The organism is Nocardioides sp. CFH 31398, assembly GCF_022436705.1.
Taxonomy (GTDB): Bacteria; Actinomycetota; Actinomycetes; order Propionibacteriales; family Nocardioidaceae; genus Nocardioides.
Genome location: NZ_JAKUHT010000036.1, coordinates 42,639 through 62,564, shown reverse-complemented (window position 1 = coordinate 62,564; position 19,926 = coordinate 42,639). Strand labels below are relative to the sequence as shown.

At 73.6% G+C, this 19,926-nt stretch carries 18 protein-coding genes and 1 tRNA gene; 17 read left to right on the top strand and 2 right to left on the bottom strand.

Annotated features, from left to right (window positions below; genetic code table 11):
- Positions 1–32: 32 nt before the first annotated feature.
- Positions 33–1,403: a hypothetical protein gene (locus MJ876_RS20360; protein WP_240239199.1), complete on the bottom strand. Its 1,371-nt coding sequence runs from the start codon at positions 1,401–1,403 to the stop codon at positions 33–35.
- A gap of 334 nt (positions 1,404–1,737) precedes the next feature.
- Here MJ876_RS20360 and MJ876_RS20355 point away from each other — a divergent pair, with 334 nt between their 5' ends.
- The 3 genes from MJ876_RS20355 (at position 1,738) to MJ876_RS20345 (ending at position 4,516) form a co-directional block, all read left to right on the top strand.
- Positions 1,738–2,781 (top strand): methionine ABC transporter ATP-binding protein, encoded by a 1,044-nt coding sequence (locus tag MJ876_RS20355; protein ID WP_240239197.1) that lies wholly within the window; start codon positions 1,738–1,740, stop codon positions 2,779–2,781.
- Positions 2,778–3,458, top strand: coding sequence for a methionine ABC transporter permease (locus MJ876_RS20350; protein WP_240239195.1), 681 nt, complete (start codon positions 2,778–2,780; stop codon positions 3,456–3,458). The genes MJ876_RS20355 and MJ876_RS20350 overlap by 4 nt, the downstream gene beginning before the upstream one ends.
- 122 nt (positions 3,459–3,580) lie before the next feature.
- Complete coding sequence (locus tag MJ876_RS20345; protein WP_240239193.1) at positions 3,581–4,516, top strand: MetQ/NlpA family ABC transporter substrate-binding protein; 936 nt, start codon at positions 3,581–3,583, stop codon at positions 4,514–4,516.
- Positions 4,517–4,600: 84 nt separating this feature from the next.
- On the opposite strand, the gene MJ876_RS20340 is transcribed toward MJ876_RS20345, so the two are convergent.
- Positions 4,601–4,672 (bottom strand) — tRNA-Arg (locus MJ876_RS20340).
- Between the two features lie 82 nt (positions 4,673–4,754).
- Here MJ876_RS20340 and argS point away from each other — a divergent pair.
- The 14 genes from argS to atpB all read left to right on the top strand — a co-directional run bounded on the left by argS (position 4,755) and on the right by atpB (position 19,817).
- Entirely contained in the window at positions 4,755–6,419 is a 1,665-nt protein-coding gene (gene argS, locus MJ876_RS20335; protein ID WP_240239191.1) for an arginine--tRNA ligase, read from the top strand.
- A gap of 9 nt (positions 6,420–6,428) precedes the next feature.
- Positions 6,429–7,886: a diaminopimelate decarboxylase gene (gene lysA, locus MJ876_RS20330; protein WP_240239189.1), complete on the top strand. Its 1,458-nt coding sequence runs from the start codon at positions 6,429–6,431 to the stop codon at positions 7,884–7,886.
- On the top strand, positions 7,883–9,211 hold the full coding sequence (locus MJ876_RS20325; RefSeq protein WP_240239187.1) for a homoserine dehydrogenase: 1,329 nt from the start codon (positions 7,883–7,885) through the stop codon (positions 9,209–9,211). The genes lysA and MJ876_RS20325 overlap by 4 nt, the downstream gene beginning before the upstream one ends.
- A gap of 62 nt (positions 9,212–9,273) precedes the next feature.
- The gene (gene thrC, locus MJ876_RS20320; RefSeq protein WP_240239205.1) at positions 9,274–10,356 is read left to right on the top strand and encodes a threonine synthase; all 1,083 of its coding nucleotides are present in this window, start codon (positions 9,274–9,276) and stop codon (positions 10,354–10,356) included.
- A gap of 31 nt (positions 10,357–10,387) precedes the next feature.
- Complete coding sequence (gene thrB, locus MJ876_RS20315; protein ID WP_240239185.1) at positions 10,388–11,308, top strand: homoserine kinase; 921 nt, start codon at positions 10,388–10,390, stop codon at positions 11,306–11,308.
- Positions 11,309–11,453: 145 nt separating this feature from the next.
- Positions 11,454–13,370, top strand: a complete 1,917-nt coding sequence (gene rho / locus MJ876_RS20310) for a transcription termination factor Rho (protein ID WP_240239184.1) — start codon at positions 11,454–11,456, stop codon at positions 13,368–13,370.
- A gap of 126 nt (positions 13,371–13,496) precedes the next feature.
- The gene (locus tag MJ876_RS20305) at positions 13,497–13,868 is read left to right on the top strand and encodes a response regulator transcription factor (RefSeq protein ID WP_240239183.1); all 372 of its coding nucleotides are present in this window, start codon (positions 13,497–13,499) and stop codon (positions 13,866–13,868) included.
- Positions 13,869–14,040: 172 nt separating this feature from the next.
- The gene (gene rpmE / locus MJ876_RS20300; RefSeq protein WP_240239182.1) at positions 14,041–14,274 is read left to right on the top strand and encodes a 50S ribosomal protein L31; all 234 of its coding nucleotides are present in this window, start codon (positions 14,041–14,043) and stop codon (positions 14,272–14,274) included.
- 98 nt (positions 14,275–14,372) lie between these two features.
- The gene (gene prfA, locus MJ876_RS20295) at positions 14,373–15,455 is read left to right on the top strand and encodes a peptide chain release factor 1 (protein WP_240239181.1); all 1,083 of its coding nucleotides are present in this window, start codon (positions 14,373–14,375) and stop codon (positions 15,453–15,455) included.
- On the top strand, positions 15,452–16,330 hold the full coding sequence (gene prmC, locus MJ876_RS20290) for a peptide chain release factor N(5)-glutamine methyltransferase (protein ID WP_240239180.1): 879 nt from the start codon (positions 15,452–15,454) through the stop codon (positions 16,328–16,330). The genes prfA and prmC overlap by 4 nt, the downstream gene beginning before the upstream one ends.
- A gap of 4 nt (positions 16,331–16,334) precedes the next feature.
- Entirely contained in the window at positions 16,335–17,033 is a 699-nt protein-coding gene (locus MJ876_RS20285) for an L-threonylcarbamoyladenylate synthase (RefSeq protein WP_240239179.1), read from the top strand.
- Between the two features lie 9 nt (positions 17,034–17,042).
- Complete coding sequence (locus tag MJ876_RS20280) at positions 17,043–18,182, top strand: MraY family glycosyltransferase (protein WP_240239178.1); 1,140 nt, start codon at positions 17,043–17,045, stop codon at positions 18,180–18,182.
- A gap of 296 nt (positions 18,183–18,478) precedes the next feature.
- Entirely contained in the window at positions 18,479–18,901 is a 423-nt protein-coding gene (locus tag MJ876_RS20275) for a hypothetical protein (protein ID WP_240239177.1), read from the top strand.
- Between the two features lie 115 nt (positions 18,902–19,016).
- Positions 19,017–19,817, top strand: coding sequence for a F0F1 ATP synthase subunit A (gene atpB, locus MJ876_RS20270; protein WP_240239175.1), 801 nt, complete (start codon positions 19,017–19,019; stop codon positions 19,815–19,817).
- Positions 19,818–19,926 lie beyond the last annotated feature (109 nt).

Below are 19,926 nucleotides of genomic sequence, written 5' to 3'. Positions count from 1 at the left end.
CCCCGCCCGGTGGGAGGGGTGGAGCCGGTGGCTCAGCCCTTCTTGAAGTACATCGAGGCGTTCCCGAGGTCGAGCGTGATCGGGTCGAGACCCGAGTTCACGACGTTCGGGAGGTACTTCACCCGGAGGGCGGTGTTGGCGGCGCCCGACTTGCCGGTCTTGAGGACGCGCCGCGTGACCTCCACGGCGCCGTTCTCGTAGCTCATGGTCTGACCGGGCTTCGGGATCTCCCGCTCGGTCTCACCGATGATGAGCGTCCCGACGTTCGAGCCGTACTTCGTCGCGACCTTGCCCTGCGAGGGGTTGCCGTTCACGGAGACCCGCGAGGTGATGTCGTCGACCTGGACGACGGGCAGCAGCGGCGCGAGCTCCGGCGGGAGGATGCGGACGCTGTCGACCTTCGTGAGCGCCGAGGCGGCGCCGGTGCGGCCCTCCTGGTTGCCCTGGATCTCCGACCGGGAGTTCTGGACGTCGATCACCAGCGGGCTGGCGAGGCCGCCCTCCGGTCGGGTGCGGACGACCCTCTTGCCGAAGGTGCCCTCGCAGGGGATGAGGGTCTGGTTGGTGTTGCCGAACCCGGACAGGTCCTCGAGCAGGTCGCCCTGCAGGGAGGAGGTGCCGCCCTGGAACACCCCGGCCGGGACGGGCCGGCTGACGCGGGCCCGGGTGTTGCCCAGGTTGACCGAGGCGAGGTTGCCGGCCAGCAGCCGGACCCGGAGGCCGGAGGTCTGACGCTCGGCGGAGCCGCGCGCCCCCTGGACGAGGGTCTCGTCGGACGGGGCGAGCGAGAGGCGGGCCAGGCCGGGGATCTCGATGGTCTGGCCGTTGCCCAGGGCCTCGAGCACGTCGGCGGCCCCGCCCCCGATCAGGTCGACCAGGTCGCCCAGCGGGCCGTCGTCCGGGACGCCGGAGAGGGAGATGCCGTCGAAGGTGAACGAGCCGGCGCTGCGGAACTGCCCGTCCTGGCGGTAGGCGTCCGCCACGGACTTCAGGCCGTTGAGCACGAGGCGCGGGGTGCCCTCGGTGCCCAGGGAGACCTTCGCGATGCGGTTGACCGCACGCGTCCCGGTGCGGCCGTTGGCGTACTTGTAGGTGACGTTGTTGCTCTTGACGCCCTCCACCGTGACGAGGTCGCCCAGGGCGGGTGGGGTCAGCGCGGCGGCCTGCCGCTTCACGCCGACCGTCTTGGTGCACCCGAGCTCGCTCTTCGCAAGTCGGAGCTGCTGCACCGAGATGCCGTTGGTGTAGACGCTCGCGCCGAACGACCGGGCCGTGAAGGCCAGGTTGACGCGCTGCTGCTCGGCGGCGGAAGCGCCGGTGGTCGCGCCGCCTGTCGCGACGAGTGCGCTCGACGCGGCGAGTGTCGCGACGAGTGCAGCGAGGATCCTGCGTTGCTTGGTCATGGTCCTGGTCTCTCTCCCCAAGTCGGAACGACGCCGGAGGGGGGCTCGGGACCCTGGCCTCCGGACGACCGCGGGGATGCGGCTAGCCCAGACAACCCTGTCCGGCGCCTTTTCGCAGCGTTTTGATGATCCAAGCAACGGCGTGTCGTCCGAGCCCGGTCGTCAGGGCGCCCCGGCCCGCGACCGAGGGCCGTCCGAGCCGACCCGGGGATCGGCGAAACCGTCGACCGTGGGGCGCGTCGTCGCTTGTCATACTGACCAAAGTCCATAGATTACGTGCAGTTTGAGTGACCGCGCGCGATCGTCCGGGCGATCGACGACCGACAGGACCTCCATGATCGAGATCTCCGGACTGACCAAGAGCTACGGGACGACGACCGTCCTGGACGGCATCGACCTGCGGGTCGACGACGCCCGGATCGCCGCCGTCGTCGGCCCGAGCGGAGCCGGCAAGAGCACCCTCGCCCGCTGCGTCAACCTCCTCGAGCGACCGACGAGCGGCAGGGTCGAGGTGAACGGCCAGGACCTCGCCGCACTGTCGGGGCGGGAGCTGCGGCGGGCCCGGCTGCAGATCGGCACGGTCTTCCAGTCGGCCAACCTGCTGCGTCGCCTGACCGCCGCGCAGAACGTCGCCCTCCCGATGCGACAGCAGCGCCTCCCGGACACCGAGGTCCGGCGGCGGGTGGGCGAGCTGCTGGAGCGGGTCGGGATGCTGCACCGGGCCAACCACCACCCGGCCCAGCTGTCCGGGGGGCAGCGCCAGCGCATCGGCATCGCCCGCAGCCTGGCCCTGCGCCCCTCGGTCCTGCTCTCCGACGAGGCCACCTCGGGTCTGGACCCCGAGTCGACCCGGGCGATCCTCGCCCTGCTCACCGAGCTGCGCGACGAGCTCGCGGTGACGGTGCTCGTCATCACCCACGAGATGGACGTCGTCCGCGGCATCGCCGACCACGTCGCGCAGCTCGACCACGGCCGGATCGTCGAGCAGGGGCGGGTGGCCGACGTCGTGCGACGCTCCGACTCGCCCCTGGCGACGGCCCTCCTGCCCATGCCCACGGTGGTGGCGGCGCCCGAGCTGCGCCAGTGGCGACTCCGCATCGAGGGTCACGTCTCGCCGTTCTGGCTCGCCGAGGTCGGCCGTGAGCTGGGCGGCGACGTGGCGGTCCTCGCGGCCCTCGTCGAGGAGTCCGCCGGTCGACCGGTCGGACGGCTGACGGTGGGGCTCGACCGTGCTCACGACGAGCGACGGGTGGCCGAGGTCTTCCGCCGTCACGGGGTCGTGGCGGCCCCCGCCGACCCCGCCGCTCCCGCCGGCCCGGTCACCGGACCGGCCGAGGCGCCCGTCACGGGCACCCGTGAGAAGGAGCCCGTCGCATGAGGACGATCGTGCCGCTCCTCGCCACCCCGTGGCCGGACGTCCCCGACCTGCTCGTGCCGGCCCTGGCCGAGACGGCCCGGATGGTGGGCGTGGTGATGACGATCGTCGTCCTCGTGGGCGGACCGCTCGGCCTGCTGATCCACAACACCTCGCCCCTGGGCCTGACCCCCCACAAAGCCGTCCACGTGTCGATCAGCTGGGTCGCCAACATGGGCAGGTCGCTGCCCTTCCTCGTGCTGATGGCGGCGGTGGTCCCGGTGACCCGGCTCGTCTTCGGGACCACCATCGGGTTCAAGGCCGCCATCATCCCGATGTCGATCGCGGGCATCGCCTTCTTCGCCCGCCTCGTCGAGAACGCGGTGCGGGAGGTGCCCCGGGAGCTGCTCGACGTCGGGGTCGCCTCCGGCGCGGGCCGCTGGCAGATCATGAGCGGCATCCAGCTCCGCGAGGCCCTCCCGGGCATCGCCGCGGGCATCACCCTGAACGTCATCGCGATGATCGAGTACTCCGCCATCGCCGGAGCCATCGGGTCGGGGGGCCTCGGCTACCTCGCCGTCAACTACGGCTACCGGCGCTTCGACACCACGATCATGATCGCCTGCATCGTGCTCCTGGTCGTCCTCGTCCAGGCCATCCAGTTCAGCGGCGACCGCGTCGTCCGCCGACTCACCCACTGAGCGAGCACCCCCGCCCAGACGGCCCAGCCACCCCGTCCCGCGCGTCACCCCGCGCAGCACCCCGCGCGTCACTCCGTGGCGCGCGTCGTCCCGGCCTGCCCGGCCACCCGAAAGGAACCGTCATGTCCACCACGCACCAGCCCTCCCGCGGGAGGACAGAGCCCGAGCACCACGACATCGACCTCGGCCGGTCCCGCCGGGGCCTGCTCCTCCCGGCCCTCGCCGGCCTCGTCGCCCTGGTGGTCGTCGTCGCCGTGGCGCTCCGCCTGAGTGGCGGAGGCGAGCCGTCGGCGGCGTCGGGGAGCGAGTTCACCGACGACTGGGACATCGCCTACCAGGCCAGCTCCGCCTCGGAGCAGGCCTTCCTCGAGTTCCTCGACTCCGAGGTCGCCCCCGACTACGGGGTCACGATCACCGGCGTCGGCATCGAGGACGGCAACCAGCTCGACCAGGCGACGGCCGACGGCGAGTACATCGCCAACATCTACCAGCACAAGCACTGGCTGAAGCAGGTCGTCGACTCGACGGGCATGGAGCTCACCGCCCTCGGCCCCGTCTTCCAGTGGTCCTACTCGATCTACTCCAGCAGGCACGACTCGCTCGAGGACCTGCCGGACGGCGCGACCGTCGCCCTGCTCAACGACCCGGCGAACACCGCGCAGGCGCTGTGGATCCTGGAGCGGGCGGGCGAGCTCACCTTCGACGAGGGCGTCGACCCGTGGGCGGCGACCGAGAACGACATCGCGTCCAACCCGCGCGACCTGCAGTTCACCTACATGGAGTACGGCGCCGGCCCGCGCACGCTCGACTCGGTCGACGCGGTCATCGACTACAACATGTCCTTCGTCGACGCCGGCACGCCCGACTCGCAGCGGATCCTCGCGCCCGACGCCCCGCGGGAGTTCGCCGGCCAGCTCGTCGTCGGCACGGACTACGTCGACGACCCCCAGGTCGCGACCCTCGAGGAGGTCTTCTTCGACCCCCGCGTCCAGGAGTACCTGGCGACCAACGACGACCCGAACCTGTCGGGCCAGCTCGCCCCGGTCTCCGACAGCTGAGCGGCCCTCGAGCAGCAGGACGGCGGTGGGCCCGGGGGACCGGGTCCGCCGCCGCCGCGCGTCCGCGGGAAGCGGGACGAGGAGTACCCCCGGTAGGATTCGAACCTACGCTCCCGCCTCCGGAGGGCGGTGCTCTATCCCCTGAGCTACGGGGGCCCGTAGCGTGCGCCTCGACCCTACATCGTGGCCGACCCGGGACCGCACGGAGCCCGGGGGCGGGCGTCGATAGGCTGGCACGGTGACTCCCGAGCAGCTCGCGACCGCCGTCCACGACGTCCTGGCCGGACTCGTGGAGCGACGTGCGCTGACGCTCTCCGAGCCGCTGCCGGAGCGCGTCACCGTCGAGCGGCCGCGTCAGCAGGGCCACGGTGACTGGGCCACGAACGTCGCCATGCAGCTCGCCAAGAAGGCCGGCATGCCGCCCCGCGAGCTCGCCGAGCTGGTCGCCACCGACCTGCGCGACGTCGACGGCGTCGGTGCCGTCGAGGTCGCGGGCCCCGGCTTCCTCAACATCACCGTGGACGCCGGCGCCCAGGGCGCCCTGGCCGCGGAGATCGTCACCGCCGGTGAGGCCTACGGCCGCTCGGAGACCCTGGCGGGCCAGCGGGTGAACGTGGAGTTCATCTCCGCCAACCCCACCGGGCCGCTCCACCTGGGACACACCCGGTGGGCGGCCGTGGGCGACGCAGTCGCGCGGGTGCTGCAGGCCGCCGGCGCCGAGGTCGTCCGCGAGTTCTACATCAACGACCGCGGCAACCAGATGAACCTGTTCGGCGCCTCCGTCGAGGCGCGGGCGCTGGGCCGCGAGGTACCGGAGAACGGCTACCACGGCGGGTACGTCGCCGACCTGGCCGAGCAGGTCCTGGCCGAGCGGCCGGGCCTGGTCGACCTCGAGGGCGCAGAGCGCACCGCCGCGTTCCGCGAGGCCGCGTACGCCGTCCAGCTCCGCCAGCAGCGGGAGCAGCTCGAGCGGTTCGGCACCCACTTCGACGTCTGGTTCTCCGAGCGGTCCCTGCACGAGAGCCAGGACGTCGCCACCGGGCTCGAGACCCTCCGCACGCAGGGCCACCTGTTCGACGCGGACGGCGCCCTGTGGATGCGGACGACGGACTTCGACGACGACAAGGACCGCGTCCTCATCAAGTCGGACGGCGACCTGACCTACTTCGCCTCCGACACCGCGTACTACGTCGACAAGCGCCGTCGCGGCTTCGACCTGTGCATCTACCTCCTCGGCGCCGACCACCACGGCTACGTCAACCGGCTCCGCGCGATGGCCGCCTGTGCGGGTGACGACCCGGACCGCAACATCCAGATCCTCATCGGCCAGCTCGTGAAGATCATGCAGGGCGGCGAGGAGCTCAAGCTGTCGAAGCGTGCGGGCACGCTGGTGACGCTGGAGGAGCTGATCGACCTCATCGGCACCGACGCGCTGCGCTACACGCTGGCTCGCTACCCGGCCGACTCGCCGCTGACCCTCGACGTGGCCGAGATGACGCGGCAGTCGTCCGACAACCCGGTCTTCTACGTCCAGTACGCCCACGCCCGGGTCGCCTCGCTGCTGCGGAACGCGGCGGACCTCGGACTGGCCGCGGACCTCGACGCCTTCGACCCCTCGGCGCTGACGCACGAGAAGGAGGGGGTGCTCCTCCGCGCGCTGGCCGAGCTGCCACGGGTGGTGGCGCGGGCCGCGGAGCTGCGCGAGCCCCACCGGGTGGCGCGCTACCTCGAGGACCTGGCCGGGGACTACCACCGCTTCTACGACTCCTGCCGCGTCCTGCCGATGGGCGACGAGGAGGTCACCGACGTCCACCGCGCGCGTCTCGTGCTCGTGGCCGCGACCCGCACCGTGCTCGCGAACGGCCTCGCGCTGCTCGGGGTCACCGCGCCGGACCGGATGTAGGGGGCCGAGGTGAGCAGCACGACCCACGAGGCCGGCTGGGCCCACGCGTCGGGCGCCCTGCGGGGGCCGTCCTGGCTGCGGACCCCGGGTGAGGTCAACGAGCTGGTGCCGGCGCTGTGGTCGAGCACCGCGCGCAAGGTGGACGGCGAGCTCGAGGTGGGCGGCGTGCGCGTCGCCGACCTGGCGGCGGAGCACATGACCCCGGCGTACGTGCTCGACGAGGCGGACTTCCGTGGTCGCGCGCGGGCGTTCCGCGACGCCTTCGCGGGCTGGGACGTGTACTACGCAGCGAAGGCGTTCTGGTGCACCGAGGTCGCGTCGTGGATGGCCGAGGACGGCCTGCACGTGGACTGCTGCTCGCCCGGCGAGCTGCTCGTGGCGCTGCGGGGCGGGGTCGACCCGGCCCGCATCGAGTACCACGGCAACAACAAGACCGTGCCCGAGCTGCGCCGCGTCGTGGACGCCGGCGTCGGCCGCGTCGTCATCGACTCCCTCACCGAGGTCGACCGGCTCGCCGCGGTGGCGCGCGACCTCGGTGTCGTCCAGCCCGTCATGGTGCGGGTCACCGCCGGGGTCGAGGCCCACACCCACGAGTACATCGCCACCGCGCACGAGGACCAGAAGTTCGGGCTGTCGATCACCACGGGCGACGCGCTCGAGGCGGTCGGCCGCGTCCTCGCCGCGGAGAGCCTGGACCTCCGCGGCCTGCACTCCCACATCGGCAGCCAGATCTTCGACGCCTCCGGGTTCGAGGTCGCCGCCCGCCGGGTGCTGGCCCTGCACGCCCGGATCGCCACCGAGCTCGGCGTCGAGCTGCCCGAGCTCGACCTCGGCGGGGGGTTCGGCATCGCCTACACGACCCAGGACGACCCGGCCACGCCGGAACGGCTCGCGGAGGACCTCGACCGGATCGTCACCCACGAGCTGCGCGCGCTCGGGCTCGCGCGGCCCCACCTGTCGATCGAGCCCGGCCGCGCCATCGCGGGCCCCTCGACGTGCACCGTCTACACCGTCGGCACCGTCAAGCCCGTCACCCTCGACGCGGGCGCCGTGCGGACCTACGTCTCGGTCGACGGCGGCATGAGCGACAACATCCGCACCGCCCTGTACGACGCGGACTACTCGTGCACGGTCGCGAACCGCGCCAGCGACGCTCCGCCGGTGCTGGCGCGGGTGGTCGGCAAGCACTGCGAGGCCGGCGACGTGGTGGTCCGCGACGAGTTCCTGCCCGCCGACGTGGCGCCCGGGGACCTCATCGCGGTGCCGGCGACCGGCGCCTACTGCTTCTCGCTGGCGAACAACTACAACCACGCGCTGCGGCCCCCGGTGGTCGCGGTGCGGGACGGATTCGCGCGGGTCGTCGTCCGCAGGGAGACTGAGGACGACCTGCTGGCGACCGACGTCGGCGGTCCGGTGGCGGCCGCCAGGGGTGCGGCCGGCGTGACCAGTGAGGGGAGAGCCGGGTGAGCAGCCAGACGGGCTCCGGTGTCGCCGGAGGGCGGCTGGGCGTCGCCGTCCTCGGGTGCGGCTCGGTCGGGTCGCAGGTGGTGCGCCTGCTGCTGGAGCAGGCCGACGACCTCGCCGCCCGCGTGGGCGCCCGGATCGAGCTCGCCGGGGTCGCCGTACGACGGCTCGACGCGCCACGGGAGGTCGAGGTCCCCGAGGGCCTGCTGACCACCGACGCGCACGGCCTGGTGACCCGCGACGACGTCGACCTCGTGGTCGAGGTGATCGGCGGCATCGAGCCCGCGCGCAGCCTCGTGCTGGCCGCGCTGGAGCACGGCGCCAGCGTCGTCACCGCCAACAAGGCGCTGCTGGCGGAGGACGGCCCCACGCTCTACGAGGCCGCCGCGAAGGCCGGTCGCGACCTGTTCTACGAGGCCGCCGTCGCGGGCGCCATCCCCATCCTCCGGCCGCTGCGCGAGTCGCTGGCCGGCGACAACGTGACCCGCGTGCTCGGCATCGTCAACGGGACCACGAACTTCATCCTCGACCGGATGGACTCCTCCGGCGCGGGCTTCACCGAGGCCCTCGAGGAGGCGCAGGAGCTGGGGTACGCCGAGGCCGACCCCACCGCCGACGTCGAGGGCTTCGACGCCGCGGCCAAGGCCGCGATCCTCGCCTCCCTGGCCTTCCACACCCGCGTCACCGCCGCCGACGTGCACCGCGAGGGCATCTCGGAGGTCTCGGCCGCCGACGTCGCCTCGGCCCGTGACATGGGTGCGGTGGTCAAGCTGCTCGCGATCTGCGAGCTGCTCGAGACCCCCGACGGGCCGGCGGTGGCCGCGCGCGTCCACCCCGCGATGATCCCGCGCAGCCACCCGCTCGCCTCGGTCCGCGAGGCCTACAACGCCGTCTTCACCGAGTCCGAGGCCGCGGGCCAGCTCATGTTCTACGGGCCCGGCGCCGGCGGTTCGCCGACCGCGTCCGCCGTCCTGGGCGACCTGGTGACCGTGGCGCGCAACCGCCTGACCGGGTTCCGCGGGGCGGGGGAGTCGGCGTACGCCGACCGCGAGGTGCTCAGCATGGGCGACACCGAGACGCGCTACCACGTCGCGATCGACGTCGAGGACCGCGCCGGCGTGCTGGCCGCGGTCGCGACGGCCTTCGCGGAGCACGACGTCTCGATCCAGACCGTGCGCCAGGAGGGCCGCGGGGACGAGGCCCAGCTCGTGGTCGTCAGCCACCGCGCCACCGACGCACAGCTGTCGGCGACGGTGGAGCACCTGCGCGGCATGTCGATCGTCCGCGAGGTCACCTCGGTGATGCGCGTGGAGGGGGAGAGCGAGTGAACCCGGTGCAGCAGGCCCTGCCCGGTCGGCAGGTCGCGGCGCCCGCGACGCTGGAGCGGCCCGTGTCGCCCACCCGGCAGTGGCACGGCGTCATCGAGGAGTACCGCGACCTCCTCGACCTGCCCTCGGGGCTCGCCGCGGTGACGCTGCGCGAGGGCGGGACCCCCCTCGTGCGCTCCGACTGGCTGTCCTCGCGGTCGGGGGCCGAGGTGTGGCTCAAGGTCGAGGGCGACAACCCCACCGGCTCCTTCAAGGACCGCGGCATGACGACCGCGATCTCCCTCGCCGTGCACGAGGGGGCGAAGGCCTGCGTGTGCGCCTCCACCGGCAACACCTCGGCCTCCATGGCGGCCTACGCCGCCCGAGCCGGCCTCAAGCCCCTCGTCCTGGCCCCCGAGGGCAAGATCTCCGCGGCGAAGATGGCGCAGGCCGTGCTGCACGGGGCCCAGGTCATCAGCGTGCGCGGCTACTTCGACGATTGCCTCGACCTCGCGCGCGGACTGGCGGAGCACTACCCGGTCGCGCTCGTGAACTCGGTCAACCCGGTGCGGCTCGAGGGGCAGAAGACCGCCGCTTTCGAGATCGTCGACTTCCTCGGCGACGCCCCCGACGTCCACGTGCTGCCCGTCGGCAACGCCGGCAACATCTCGGCGTACTGGCTCGGCTACACCCAGTACCAGCGCTGGGGCGCGGCCACCCGCCGCCCGGAGATGCGCGGCTTCCAGGCCGCGGGCGCGGCGCCGCTCGTGGGCGGGGCCCCGGTGAAGGACCCGGACACGAAGGCCAGCGCCATCCGCATCGGCAACCCCGCCTCCTGGGACCTCGCCGTGGCGGCCCGCGACGAGTCCGGCGGCGCGTTCGCGGCCGTCAGCGACGAGCAGATCCTCTCCGCGCAGCGGGAGCTGGCGCGCCGGGACGGCGTCTTCGTCGAGCCCGCCTCCGCGGCCGGCGTCGCCGGCATGCTCGCCGACCTCGACTCCGGCCCCGAGGCCGTGACCCGCTGGCAGGCGCGGACGGTCGTCGTCACCGTGACCGGGCACGGCCTCAAGGACACCGCCACCGCCCTCGAGGGCGTCGGCCCGATCGTCGACGAGGTCGTCGACGCCGACCTGCACGCCGCGGCCGAGGCCGCGGGGCTCGTCTGAGCCGCGCACCGCGGCGAGAGGTGGGCGGGTGGTGACGACCAGGACGGCCCTGCGCCGTGACGAGGTCCGGGTGAGGGTGCCCGCGACGTCGGCGAACCTCGGGCCCGGCTTCGACACGCTGGGTCTCGCCCTGTCCCTGCACGACGAGCTGTCCGTCCGGGTGACGGACGGCCCGCTGAGCGTCGAGGTGGAGGGCGAGGGGGCACAGGAGGTCCCGCGCGATGGCTCCCACCTCGTGGTCTCCTCGCTGCGCGCGGCCCTCGACCTCGTCGGGGTGGAGGCGCCCGGGCTGGCGCTGCGCTGCCGCAACGTGCTGCCCCACGGGCGCGGCCTCGGGTCCTCGTCCGCCGCGATCGTGGGTGGGCTGGTGCTGGCGCGCGGCCTCCTGACCGACCCCTCCGCGCTGACCGACGCCGCGCTGCTCGACCTGGCGAACCGCATCGAGGGCCACCCGGACAACGTGGCGCCCGCCCTGCTGGGCGGCTTCCTGGTGTGCGGCACCGACGACGACGGCACGGCGTACGCCGTCCCCTCGCCCGTCGCGGACGGGATCTCGGCGGTCGTGCTGGTGCCGCCCGACGTGGTCGCGACGACGGCCGCGCGGGGCCTGCTGCCCAGCGCGGTCCCGCACGCGGACGCCGCCCGCAACGCGGGCCGCGCCGCCCTGCTCGTCACGGCCCTCGCCCACCGGCCGGACCAGCTGCTGAGGGCGACGGAGGACCGGCTGCACCAGCAGCACCGGGGCCCGGCGATGCCCCGCACGCTCGCCCTCGTCGACAGCCTGCGCGCCGACGGCGTCCCCGCGGTGGTCTCCGGCGCCGGTCCGACCCTGCTGGCCTTCGTCGGGGAGGCCGTCGGGATGGACCCCCGGGCCGTGCTCGACCGTGCGCCGGCGGGCTGGTCCGCGCACCACGTCGAGGTCGCGGGGCCCGGGGCCACCGTGCTGGACTGAGCGCCGCGGCTGGTACCGTCCCCGGCGCGACGCCGAGACCTCACGCCCGGCGCCCGTCCGTCCCGGTCCGGCTCCCGACCGACCGGGCCACCGTCGTCGGTGCCGTCACCGCACCGGCCCCATCACCGCATCCTCAGGAGCACCCGTGAGCGAGCAAGGCGAGACCGCGCCCGAGCCGAAGAAGCGTGGCGGCTTGGCCGCGATGCGCATCGCCGACCTCAAGGCGATGGCCGGCGGGATCGGCATCCCCGGCGCCGAGAGCATGCGCAAGGCGCAGCTCGTCGAGGCGATCAAGGCGGCCGGCACCGTCAAGAAGGCGCCGTCGTCGCGGCCCGCCGCCCAGGAGCCGCCCGCCCAGGAGCCGCCCGCCCAGGAGCCGCCCGCCCAGGAGCCGCCCGCCCAGGAGCCCGCCCCGCAGGACGCCCCCGCGCGGCAGCCCGCGGACGAGCGCCCCGCCGCGGACCGACCGGCCTCGTCGACGCCGGAGCGCCCCGACGCCGCCGGCGACCCGGGCGTGGCGGAGCAGCCGGCCCGCCAGCAGGGCCGGAAGCAGAAGCAGCAGGACCAGAAGCAGCAGGACCAGAAGCAGCAGGACCAGAAGCAGCAGGACCAGAAGCAGCAGGACCAGAAGCAGCAGGACCAGAAGCAGCAGGACCAGAAGCAGCCCTCGAAGCAGGGCAACCAGCAGCAGGGCAACCAGCAGAAGAGCCAGAACCAGCAGCAGCAGAACCAGCAGCAGCAGCAGAACCAGCAGCAGCAGAACCAGAGCCGGCAGGACCAGAGCCGGCAGGACCAGCAGGACCAGCAGGACCAGGGCGACGACGGCGACGACGGCACCGGGTCGCGTCGCAGCCGGCGCCGCCGCGGGCGTGACAACCGTGAGCAGCCCGCCCGCGGGAACCGCCGCAACGAGCCGGACACCCAGGTGCTGGAGGACGACGTCCTGGTGCCCGCGGCCGGCATCCTCGACGTCCTCGAGAACTACGCGTTCGTCCGGACGAGCGGCTACCTGCCCGGCACCGAGGACGTCTACCTGTCGCTGTCGCTCGTGCGGAAGTTCGGGCTGCGTCGCGGCGACGCCGTGAGCGGCCAGGTGCGCCAGCCGCGCGAGGGGGAGCGCCGCGAGAAGTTCAACCCGATGGTCCGCATCGACGGGGTGAACTCGCAGGACCCGGAGACCGCGCGCACCCGCCCGGAGTTCGACGAGCTCACCGCGGAGCACCCCTCGGAGCGGATCCGGCTCGAGACCGGCCCCGACGACCTCGTCGGGCGGGTGCTCGACGTCGCCGCCCCGATCGGGAAGGGCCAGCGCTGCCTGGTCCTGGCCTCGCCCCGCTCCGGGCGCACCGAGTTCCTCAAGTCCCTGGCGCGGTCCGTCACCGCGGGCTGCCCGGAGGCGCACCTCATGGTCGTGCTGCTCCACGAGCGGCCCGAGGAGATCACCGACTTCCAGCGCGACGTCGAGGGCGAGGTCATCGCCTCGTCGTTCGACCGTCAGCCGGCCGACCACGTCGGCGTGGCGGAGCTGGCGCTGGAGCGCGCGAAGCGGCTCGTGGAGCTGGGCCACGACGTCGTCCTGCTGGTGGACGGCCTCACCCGCCTGGCCCGCGCGCACAACCACGCGGGGGCCGGTGGCGGTGGCGGCCGGACGCTGCCCGGCGGTGTCGACGCGTCCGCGCTCCTGCCGCCCAAGCGGCTGTTCGGCGCCGCGCGGACCCTCGCGGAAGGCGGCTCGCTCACCGTGGTCGCGACCGCCTCGGTGGACACCGGCGCCGCCACCGACGAGCTGGTGCTCGAGGAGCTGGAGGGCACGGCCAACGCCGAGGTGCGTCTGTCCCGGGCCCTCGCCGAGGCGGGCCTGCACCCCGCCGTCGACCTGGCCGAGACGATGACCCGGCACGAGGACCGGCTGGTCGGCGCGGAGGAGCTCGAGGCCGTCCGCCGGCTGCGGCGCACCCTCGCCGAGCGCGGCGACGCGGCCTCCGGGCTGGGGCTGCTGCTCGAGCGGGTCCGGGCGACCCGGACCAACCTGGAGATGCTGAGCCGCGCCACCAAGGGCTGAGCGGGGGACGGGGCGCCCGGATGGGGCCCCGATCCCCGATTCGCCTGAGACCTCGGGGCCCGGCCCCTATGATGGGAGGTCCGGGGGGCGGGTCCTCCGGGACGTCTCGACGAGAGGACGACCGACGTGGCGCACATCCTGGTGGCGGACGACGATGCGGACATCCGTGAGCTCGTCGAGTTCAAGCTGACCACGATGGGTCACCGCGTGGTGGCCGTCGGTGACGGCGCCGCCGCGCTGGACGCCCTGCGGGCCGAGCGCCCCGACCTCGTCGTGCTCGACGTGATGATGCCGGGAATGTCCGGTCTCGAGGCCGTCGCCGAGATCCGCCGCGACCCCGCCCTGGCCAACCTGCCCGTGATCCTGCTGACCGCCCGCGCCCAGGAGTCGGACGTCGAGAACGGCCTGCACAGCGGCGCCGACCAGTACGTCACCAAGCCGTTCAGCCCCCGCGACCTGGCCGCCCGCGTCGAGTCCCTGCTGGGCGCCCCCGCCTGAGGACGAGCGCCCCCGCACACGTCCTCGGCAGGCGTCCCCGCCGGCCGCCCCGGCCGGGAACAGCCTGATTGGGTCCGGTGTTGGGCACGATGGCACAATCGTGCGCTGGTTCCGGTTCACGCCCCTCGCAGCAGGCGACGGGCGACCCGGCGACCGAGAGAGAGGACCCCACGTGAAGAGCGACATCCACCCCGAGTACGTCGAGACGACGGTGACCTGCACCTGCGGCGCCACGTTCACGACGCGCAGCACCGCGAGCTCCGGCACCATCCGGTCCGACGTCTGCTCGCAGTGCCACCCCTTCTACACCGGCAAGCAGAAGATCCTCGACACCGGTGGTCGCGTGGCCCGCTTCGAGGCCCGCTACGCCAAGTCGCAGCAGGCGAAGCAGAAGAAGGACTCCTAGTCCCACCCGAGCGCCGGTCCCCGCCCAGCGGGGGCCGGCGCTCGTCTGCGTCCCCACCCGTCCTGCCGCCACCCCACGCCGTCACCAGGAGCCCACCCGTGTTCGAGGCCGTCGTCCCCCTCCAGGCCGAGCACGCCGACCTCGAACGCCGGCTCGCCGACCCCAACACCCACGCCGACCCCGCGCTGGCCCGGCGGCTGGGGCGCCGCTACGCCGAGCTCGGCGCGGTCGTGGGGGCGTGGCTGGAGTGGACGCGGCTGGGCGAGGACGAGCAGGCCGCGCGCGAGCTCGGCGCCGACGACGCGTCGTTCGCGGAGGAGGCGGCGCGGACCGCCGCCCGGCGCGAGGAGGTCGCCGCGCGGCTGCAGCGGCTGCTGCTGCCGCGCGACGAGGCCGACGACAAGGACGTCATCATGGAGCTGAAGTCGGGGGAGGGCGGCGAGGAGTCGGCGCTGTTCGCCGGCGACCTGCTCCGCATGTACACCCGGTACGCCGAGCAGCGCGGCTGGCGCACCGAGGTCCTCGAGGCCAGCGAGTCCGACCTCGGCGGCTACAAGACCGTGACGGTCGCGGTGAAGGGCTCGGGCACGCCCACCGAGGACGACCCCGCGCCGTACGCGACGCTGAAGTTCGAGGGCGGCGTCCACCGGGTGCAGCGCGTGCCGGTCACCGAGTCCCAGGGCCGGGTGCACACCAGCGCGGCCGGCGTCCTGGTGCTCCCGGAGGCCGAGCAGGTCGACGTCGAGGTCGACGAGAACGACCTGCGCATCGACGTGTTCCGCAGCAGCGGACCCGGCGGGCAGAGCGTCAACACCACCGACTCCGCGGTGCGGATCACCCACCTGCCCAGCGGCATCGTCGTGTCCTGCCAGAACGAGAAGTCGCAGCTGCAGAACCGCGAGCAGGCGCTGCGGATCCTGCGCTCGCGCCTGCTGGCCGACGCCCGCGACCGCGCGGACGCGGAGGCGAGCGAGGCGCGGCGCAGCCAGGTCCGCACGGTCGACCGGTCCGAGCGCATCCGGACCTACAACTACCCGGAGAACCGCATCTCCGACCACCGCACCGGCTACAAGGCCCACAACCTGGACCGGGTGCTGGACGGCGAGCTGGGCCCCGTCCTGGAGTCCTGCCGCGAGGCCGACGTCGCGGCCCGTCTGGAGGCGTTGGGGGAGGGCGCGTGAGGTCCTGGCGCGAGGGCGCGGAGCGGCTGCGCGCCGCGGGCGTGGCCTCGCCGGACGCCGACGCGCGCCTGCTGCTGGCCCACGTGCTGGAGGTGCCGCTGCTGCGCCTGCCGATCGCGGGCGAGCCCGACGCGGAGCAGCGCGCGGCGTACGTGGCGCTGATCGAGCGCCGCGCGGCCCGTGAGCCCCTGCAGCACCTCACCGGCACCGCCCCGTTCAGGCGTGTCGAGCTCGCCGTGGGGCCCGGGGTGTTCGTGCCCCGCCCCGAGACCGAGCTGCTCGCCGGGTGGGCCGTGGCGCAGGCGCAGTCGGTGCGCGACGCCGACGGTCGCGACCCCGTGGTCGTCGACCTCGGCACCGGCTCGGGCGCCATCGCGCGCGCCGTCGTCGATGAGGTCGAGGGGGTGCGGGTGCACGCCGTCGAGGTGGACGAGGCCGCCCACGCCTGGGCCGGACGCAACCTGGCCGGCACCGGGGTGGACCTGCGCCTCGGCGACCTCGCGGAGGCTTTCGGCGACCTCGACGGCGAGGTCGACGTGGTGGTCTCCAACCCGCCGTACATCCCGACCACGGCGTGGGAGTCGGTCGCCCCCGAGGCGCGCGACCACGACCCGGCGACCGCCTTGTGGTCGGGCGAGGACGGCCTCGACGCCATCCGCGCCGTCGAGCGCCGCGCCGCCGCGCTGCTGCGTCCCGGCGGCGTGGTGGGCGTCGAGCACGCCGACGCGCAGGGCGAGGCCGCACCCGCGGTGCTCGCCGCGACCGGCCGCTGGGCCGAGGTCCGCGACCACGACGACCTGGCCGGCCGGGCCAGGTTCGTCACCGCCCGCCTGGTGCGCCGCGACGTGCCGGGTGGGGCCGCTGAGGAAGGATGAGGACGTGACCCGTCACACCATCACCCGACCGGACGACGACGACGAGACCGTCGGCGCCGAGGAGCGCGAGTCGGCGATCGAGGCCGTCGCGCTCGCCGTCCGCCGGGGGGAGCTCGTGGTCCTGCCCACCGACACCGTCTACGGCATCGCCGCGGACGCGTTCGACGCCGACGCCGTCCAGGCGCTCCTGGACGCCAAGGGGCGTGGCCGAGACATGCCGCCGCCCGTGCTCGTCAGCGCCCCGGGGACCATCGACGCCCTCGCGATCGACGTCCCCGGGTGGGCCCGCGCGCTGCTCGACGCCTTCTGGCCCGGTGGTCTGACCCTCATCTGCCGTCAGCAGCCGTCGCTGCAGTGGGACATCGGCGACACCAAGGGCACGGTGGCCGTGCGGATGCCGGACCACGCGGTGACCCTCGAGATCCTCGAGCGGACCGGGCCGCTGGCCGTCAGCTCGGCCAACGTGACCGGCGAGCCCGCCGCCACCACCGCGGACGACGCGGAGGACATGCTGGGCGAGGCCGTCGCCGTCGTCCTCGACGACGGGCCCTCGCCCGGCGGCGTCGCGTCGACCATCGTCGACGCCACCACGCCCGAGGGCCGCGTGCTGCGGGAGGGCGCCCTGACGACGGCCGAGCTGAACGCCGTGGTCGAGCCGCTGGGCGCGACCCTCACCGGCCCCGACGACCCGCAGGGGGAGTGACGCCGGCGCATGCGCGAGTACCTCGTCGTCTTCCTGGTCGCGGCGGCCGTCACCTACCTGCTGACGGTCTTCGCCCGGGAGATCGCGCTGCGCACCAACGCCGTCGCGGCCGTCCGCGACCGCGACGTCCACGCCGAGCCGATCCCGTACCTCGGCGGCCTGGCGCTGCTGGGCGGCCTCGTCGCGGCGTACGTCGTGGCCCGTGAGCTGCCCTTCCTGTCCCGCTCGGGGGAGCTCGTCTTCCGCGACGCCGGCGTGGTGCTCGTGGCGGGGGCGCTGATCTGCGCGGTCGGCGTGGTCGACGACATCTTCGAGCTCGACGCGCTCACGAAGCTGGGCGGGCAGGTGCTCGCGTCCGGCCTGCTCATCTACTTCGGGGTGCGCTTCTACTTCTTCCCGACCTCGGGGGAGGGCGCCCAGTTCAGCCCGGAGCCGCAGCAGCTGGCGATCCTGACGGTCCTGGTCATCGTCGCGACGGTGAACGCGGTGAACTTCGTCGACGGGCTCGACGGCCTGGCCGCCGGCGTCGTCGGCATCGGCGCGGCGTCCTTCTTCCTGTTCTGCTACCAGCTCACGGTCATCAACGACGCGACCCGCGCGACGACGGCGGCGCTGCTCAGCGCCGCGCTGGCCGGGGCCTGCGCCGGCTTCCTGGTGCACAACTCCCACCCGGCGCGCATCTTCATGGGCGACTCCGGCTCGATGCTGATCGGCCTGGTGCTGTCGGCCAGCACCCTCACGCTGACCGGGCAGTTCGAGGCCAGCGAGCTCAGCACCGAGCAGGGCACCGGCCCCGGCTTCCTGCCGGTGATCCTCCCGGTGCTGCTGCCGATCGCGATCCTCATCGTGCCGTTCGTCGACCTGCTGCTGGCCGTCGTCCGGCGCACCAGGGCGGGCCGCTCGCCCTTCGCCCCCGACAAGCAGCACCTGCACCACCGCCTGCTCGAGATCGGCCACTCCCACCGCCGCGCCGTCCTGCTCATGTGGTTGTGGGCGGCCCTCATCGGCTTCGGGACGGTGCTCGCCAGCCTCTTCCAGGGCCCCCTGATGTGGACCTCGCTGTCGGTGATGGTCCTGGTGACGATGGTGCTCACCTTCGTCGTCCCCAACGCCCCCGCCCCGGCCTTCCTGGCCGAGGAGGACGGCTGAGGCGGGCACCGGGCGGGGCGCTGCGCCCGCCCGCGCCGCCTGCCCCGGCTCGCGGGTCGGCCCGTGCCGGGCGCCCGATGTCCGGGCGGGGCCCAGGATGGTTCGTGGGCCCGGTCGGGGTTTCACCAGCCGGCTGGTGAAACCCGCGGCGCGTGAGACCCCTGTAGGACCCCCCGCGGGCCCGGCCGGGTAGCGGCCCGGGGGAGGGCTTGTGATAACTTTCACGAGCGTTCCGAGGGGCTCACGGCCCCTTGCTGGACGCCCGCTCCGCCCCCGATCTCAGAACGGCCGCCACCATGACGACCGACCGCACCCCCGCCCGGCAGATGCTGGTCTCGGGGTCCGTGGGCACCGCCGCCGTCGGCGGCGTCTGCGCCGTCGTGGCGTGGTTCCTGGCCGGGGGTCCCGGACTGTGGGGGGCGCTGACCGGCGCCGCCGTCGTCCTGGTCTCCTCCCTGGTCAGCATCGTGGCGCTGAGCGCCACCCGGCGGGCCGAGCCGACGATCGCGCTGATGGTCGCCCTGGTGGTGCACTTCGGCAAGGTCATCGTGCTCATCGGTGCGCTCGTCGCGATCTCCGCGACCGGTGCGCTCGACGGTGCGCTCGACCGGTGGAGCCTCGCGGCCACCATCGTCGCGGTCGCCGTCACCTGGTCCGTGGCCGAGATCAACGCCTACCTGCGCACCCGTCAGCCCACGTACGACCTGGACGCCGCATGAGCGCCCGCGGCTGTTACGGTTCCCACCGTCGCCCGTGTGCGACCGCGCACTCCCTGCTGCCCGGCCGCGCCCTCGTGCGTCCGCGTGCTGACATGAGCCCCCTGGAGGATGGACAGTGACCCTCGCCGGTGCCTCGATCCGCGCCGCGGACTCGCCCCCCCAGCCGGGGCCGGCCGACTTCAACCTGCCACCGATCGTCGAGGTGGCCGGCTTCGGGATCACCAAGCCGATGGTGCTGGTCGTGCTGTCCGCCGTGATCGCGTTCGGCGTCCTGTACGCCATGTCGCGCCGCGCCGCCGTCGTCCCCGGCCGCCTGCAGTTCGCGGGCGAGGCGGTCTACGGCTTCGTCCGCAACGGCATCGCGCGGGAGAACATCGGCGCGCCGGACTACCACCGCTACGTGCCGTACCTGTTCACGATCTTCGCCTTCGTGCTCGTGAACAACTACTACGGCATGATCCCGTTCTTCCAGTTCCCGACCATGTCGCGGATCGGCTACCCGCTGGCGCTGGCGCTGATCGCGTGGGTCGTCTACAACGCGGCCGGCATCGGTCGCCACGGCTTCCTCGGCTACCTCAAGCTGCAGACGCTGCCGCCGGGCCTGCCGGCCTGGATCGTGCCGATCATCGTGCCGCTGGAGTTCCTGTCGAACATCCTGCTGCGGCCGCTGACGCTGACGCTGCGTCTGTTCGCGACCATGTTCGCGGGCCACCTGCTGCTCATCCTGTTCGCGCTCGGCGGTGAGTACCTGCTGCTGCACTCCGAGAACGCGCTGGCGATCCCCGGCGGCATCCTCTCCTTCGTCATGTTCATCGCGATCAGCTTCCTCGAGCTGCTGATCATGTTCCTCCAGGCCTACGTGTTCACGCTGCTGACGGCGATGTACATCGGTCTGGCGCTCGCCGACGAGCACTGAGCCGCGCTCAGCCGGACGACGGGCACCCGCACCACCCGCAGCACCACAGACTCGACACGTACCACCCCCACCGGCGCCGTACCGTGCGGCGCCAACCCAGAAAGGAACT

Coding starts and splice junctions, on each gene's coding strand:
- MJ876_RS20280 (WP_240239178.1), top strand. CDS start 17,043: ATGCGCGAGTACCTCGTCGTCTTCCTGGTCGCGGCGGCCGTCACCTAC.
- MJ876_RS20275 (WP_240239177.1), top strand. CDS start 18,479: ATGACGACCGACCGCACCCCCGCCCGGCAGATGCTGGTCTCGGGGTCC.
- MJ876_RS20360 (WP_240239199.1), bottom strand. CDS start 1,403: ATGACCAAGCAACGCAGGATCCTCGCTGCACTCGTCGCGACACTCGCC.
- MJ876_RS20345 (WP_240239193.1), top strand. CDS start 3,581: ATGTCCACCACGCACCAGCCCTCCCGCGGGAGGACAGAGCCCGAGCAC.
- MJ876_RS20355 (WP_240239197.1), top strand. CDS start 1,738: ATGATCGAGATCTCCGGACTGACCAAGAGCTACGGGACGACGACCGTC.
- MJ876_RS20350 (WP_240239195.1), top strand. CDS start 2,778: ATGAGGACGATCGTGCCGCTCCTCGCCACCCCGTGGCCGGACGTCCCC.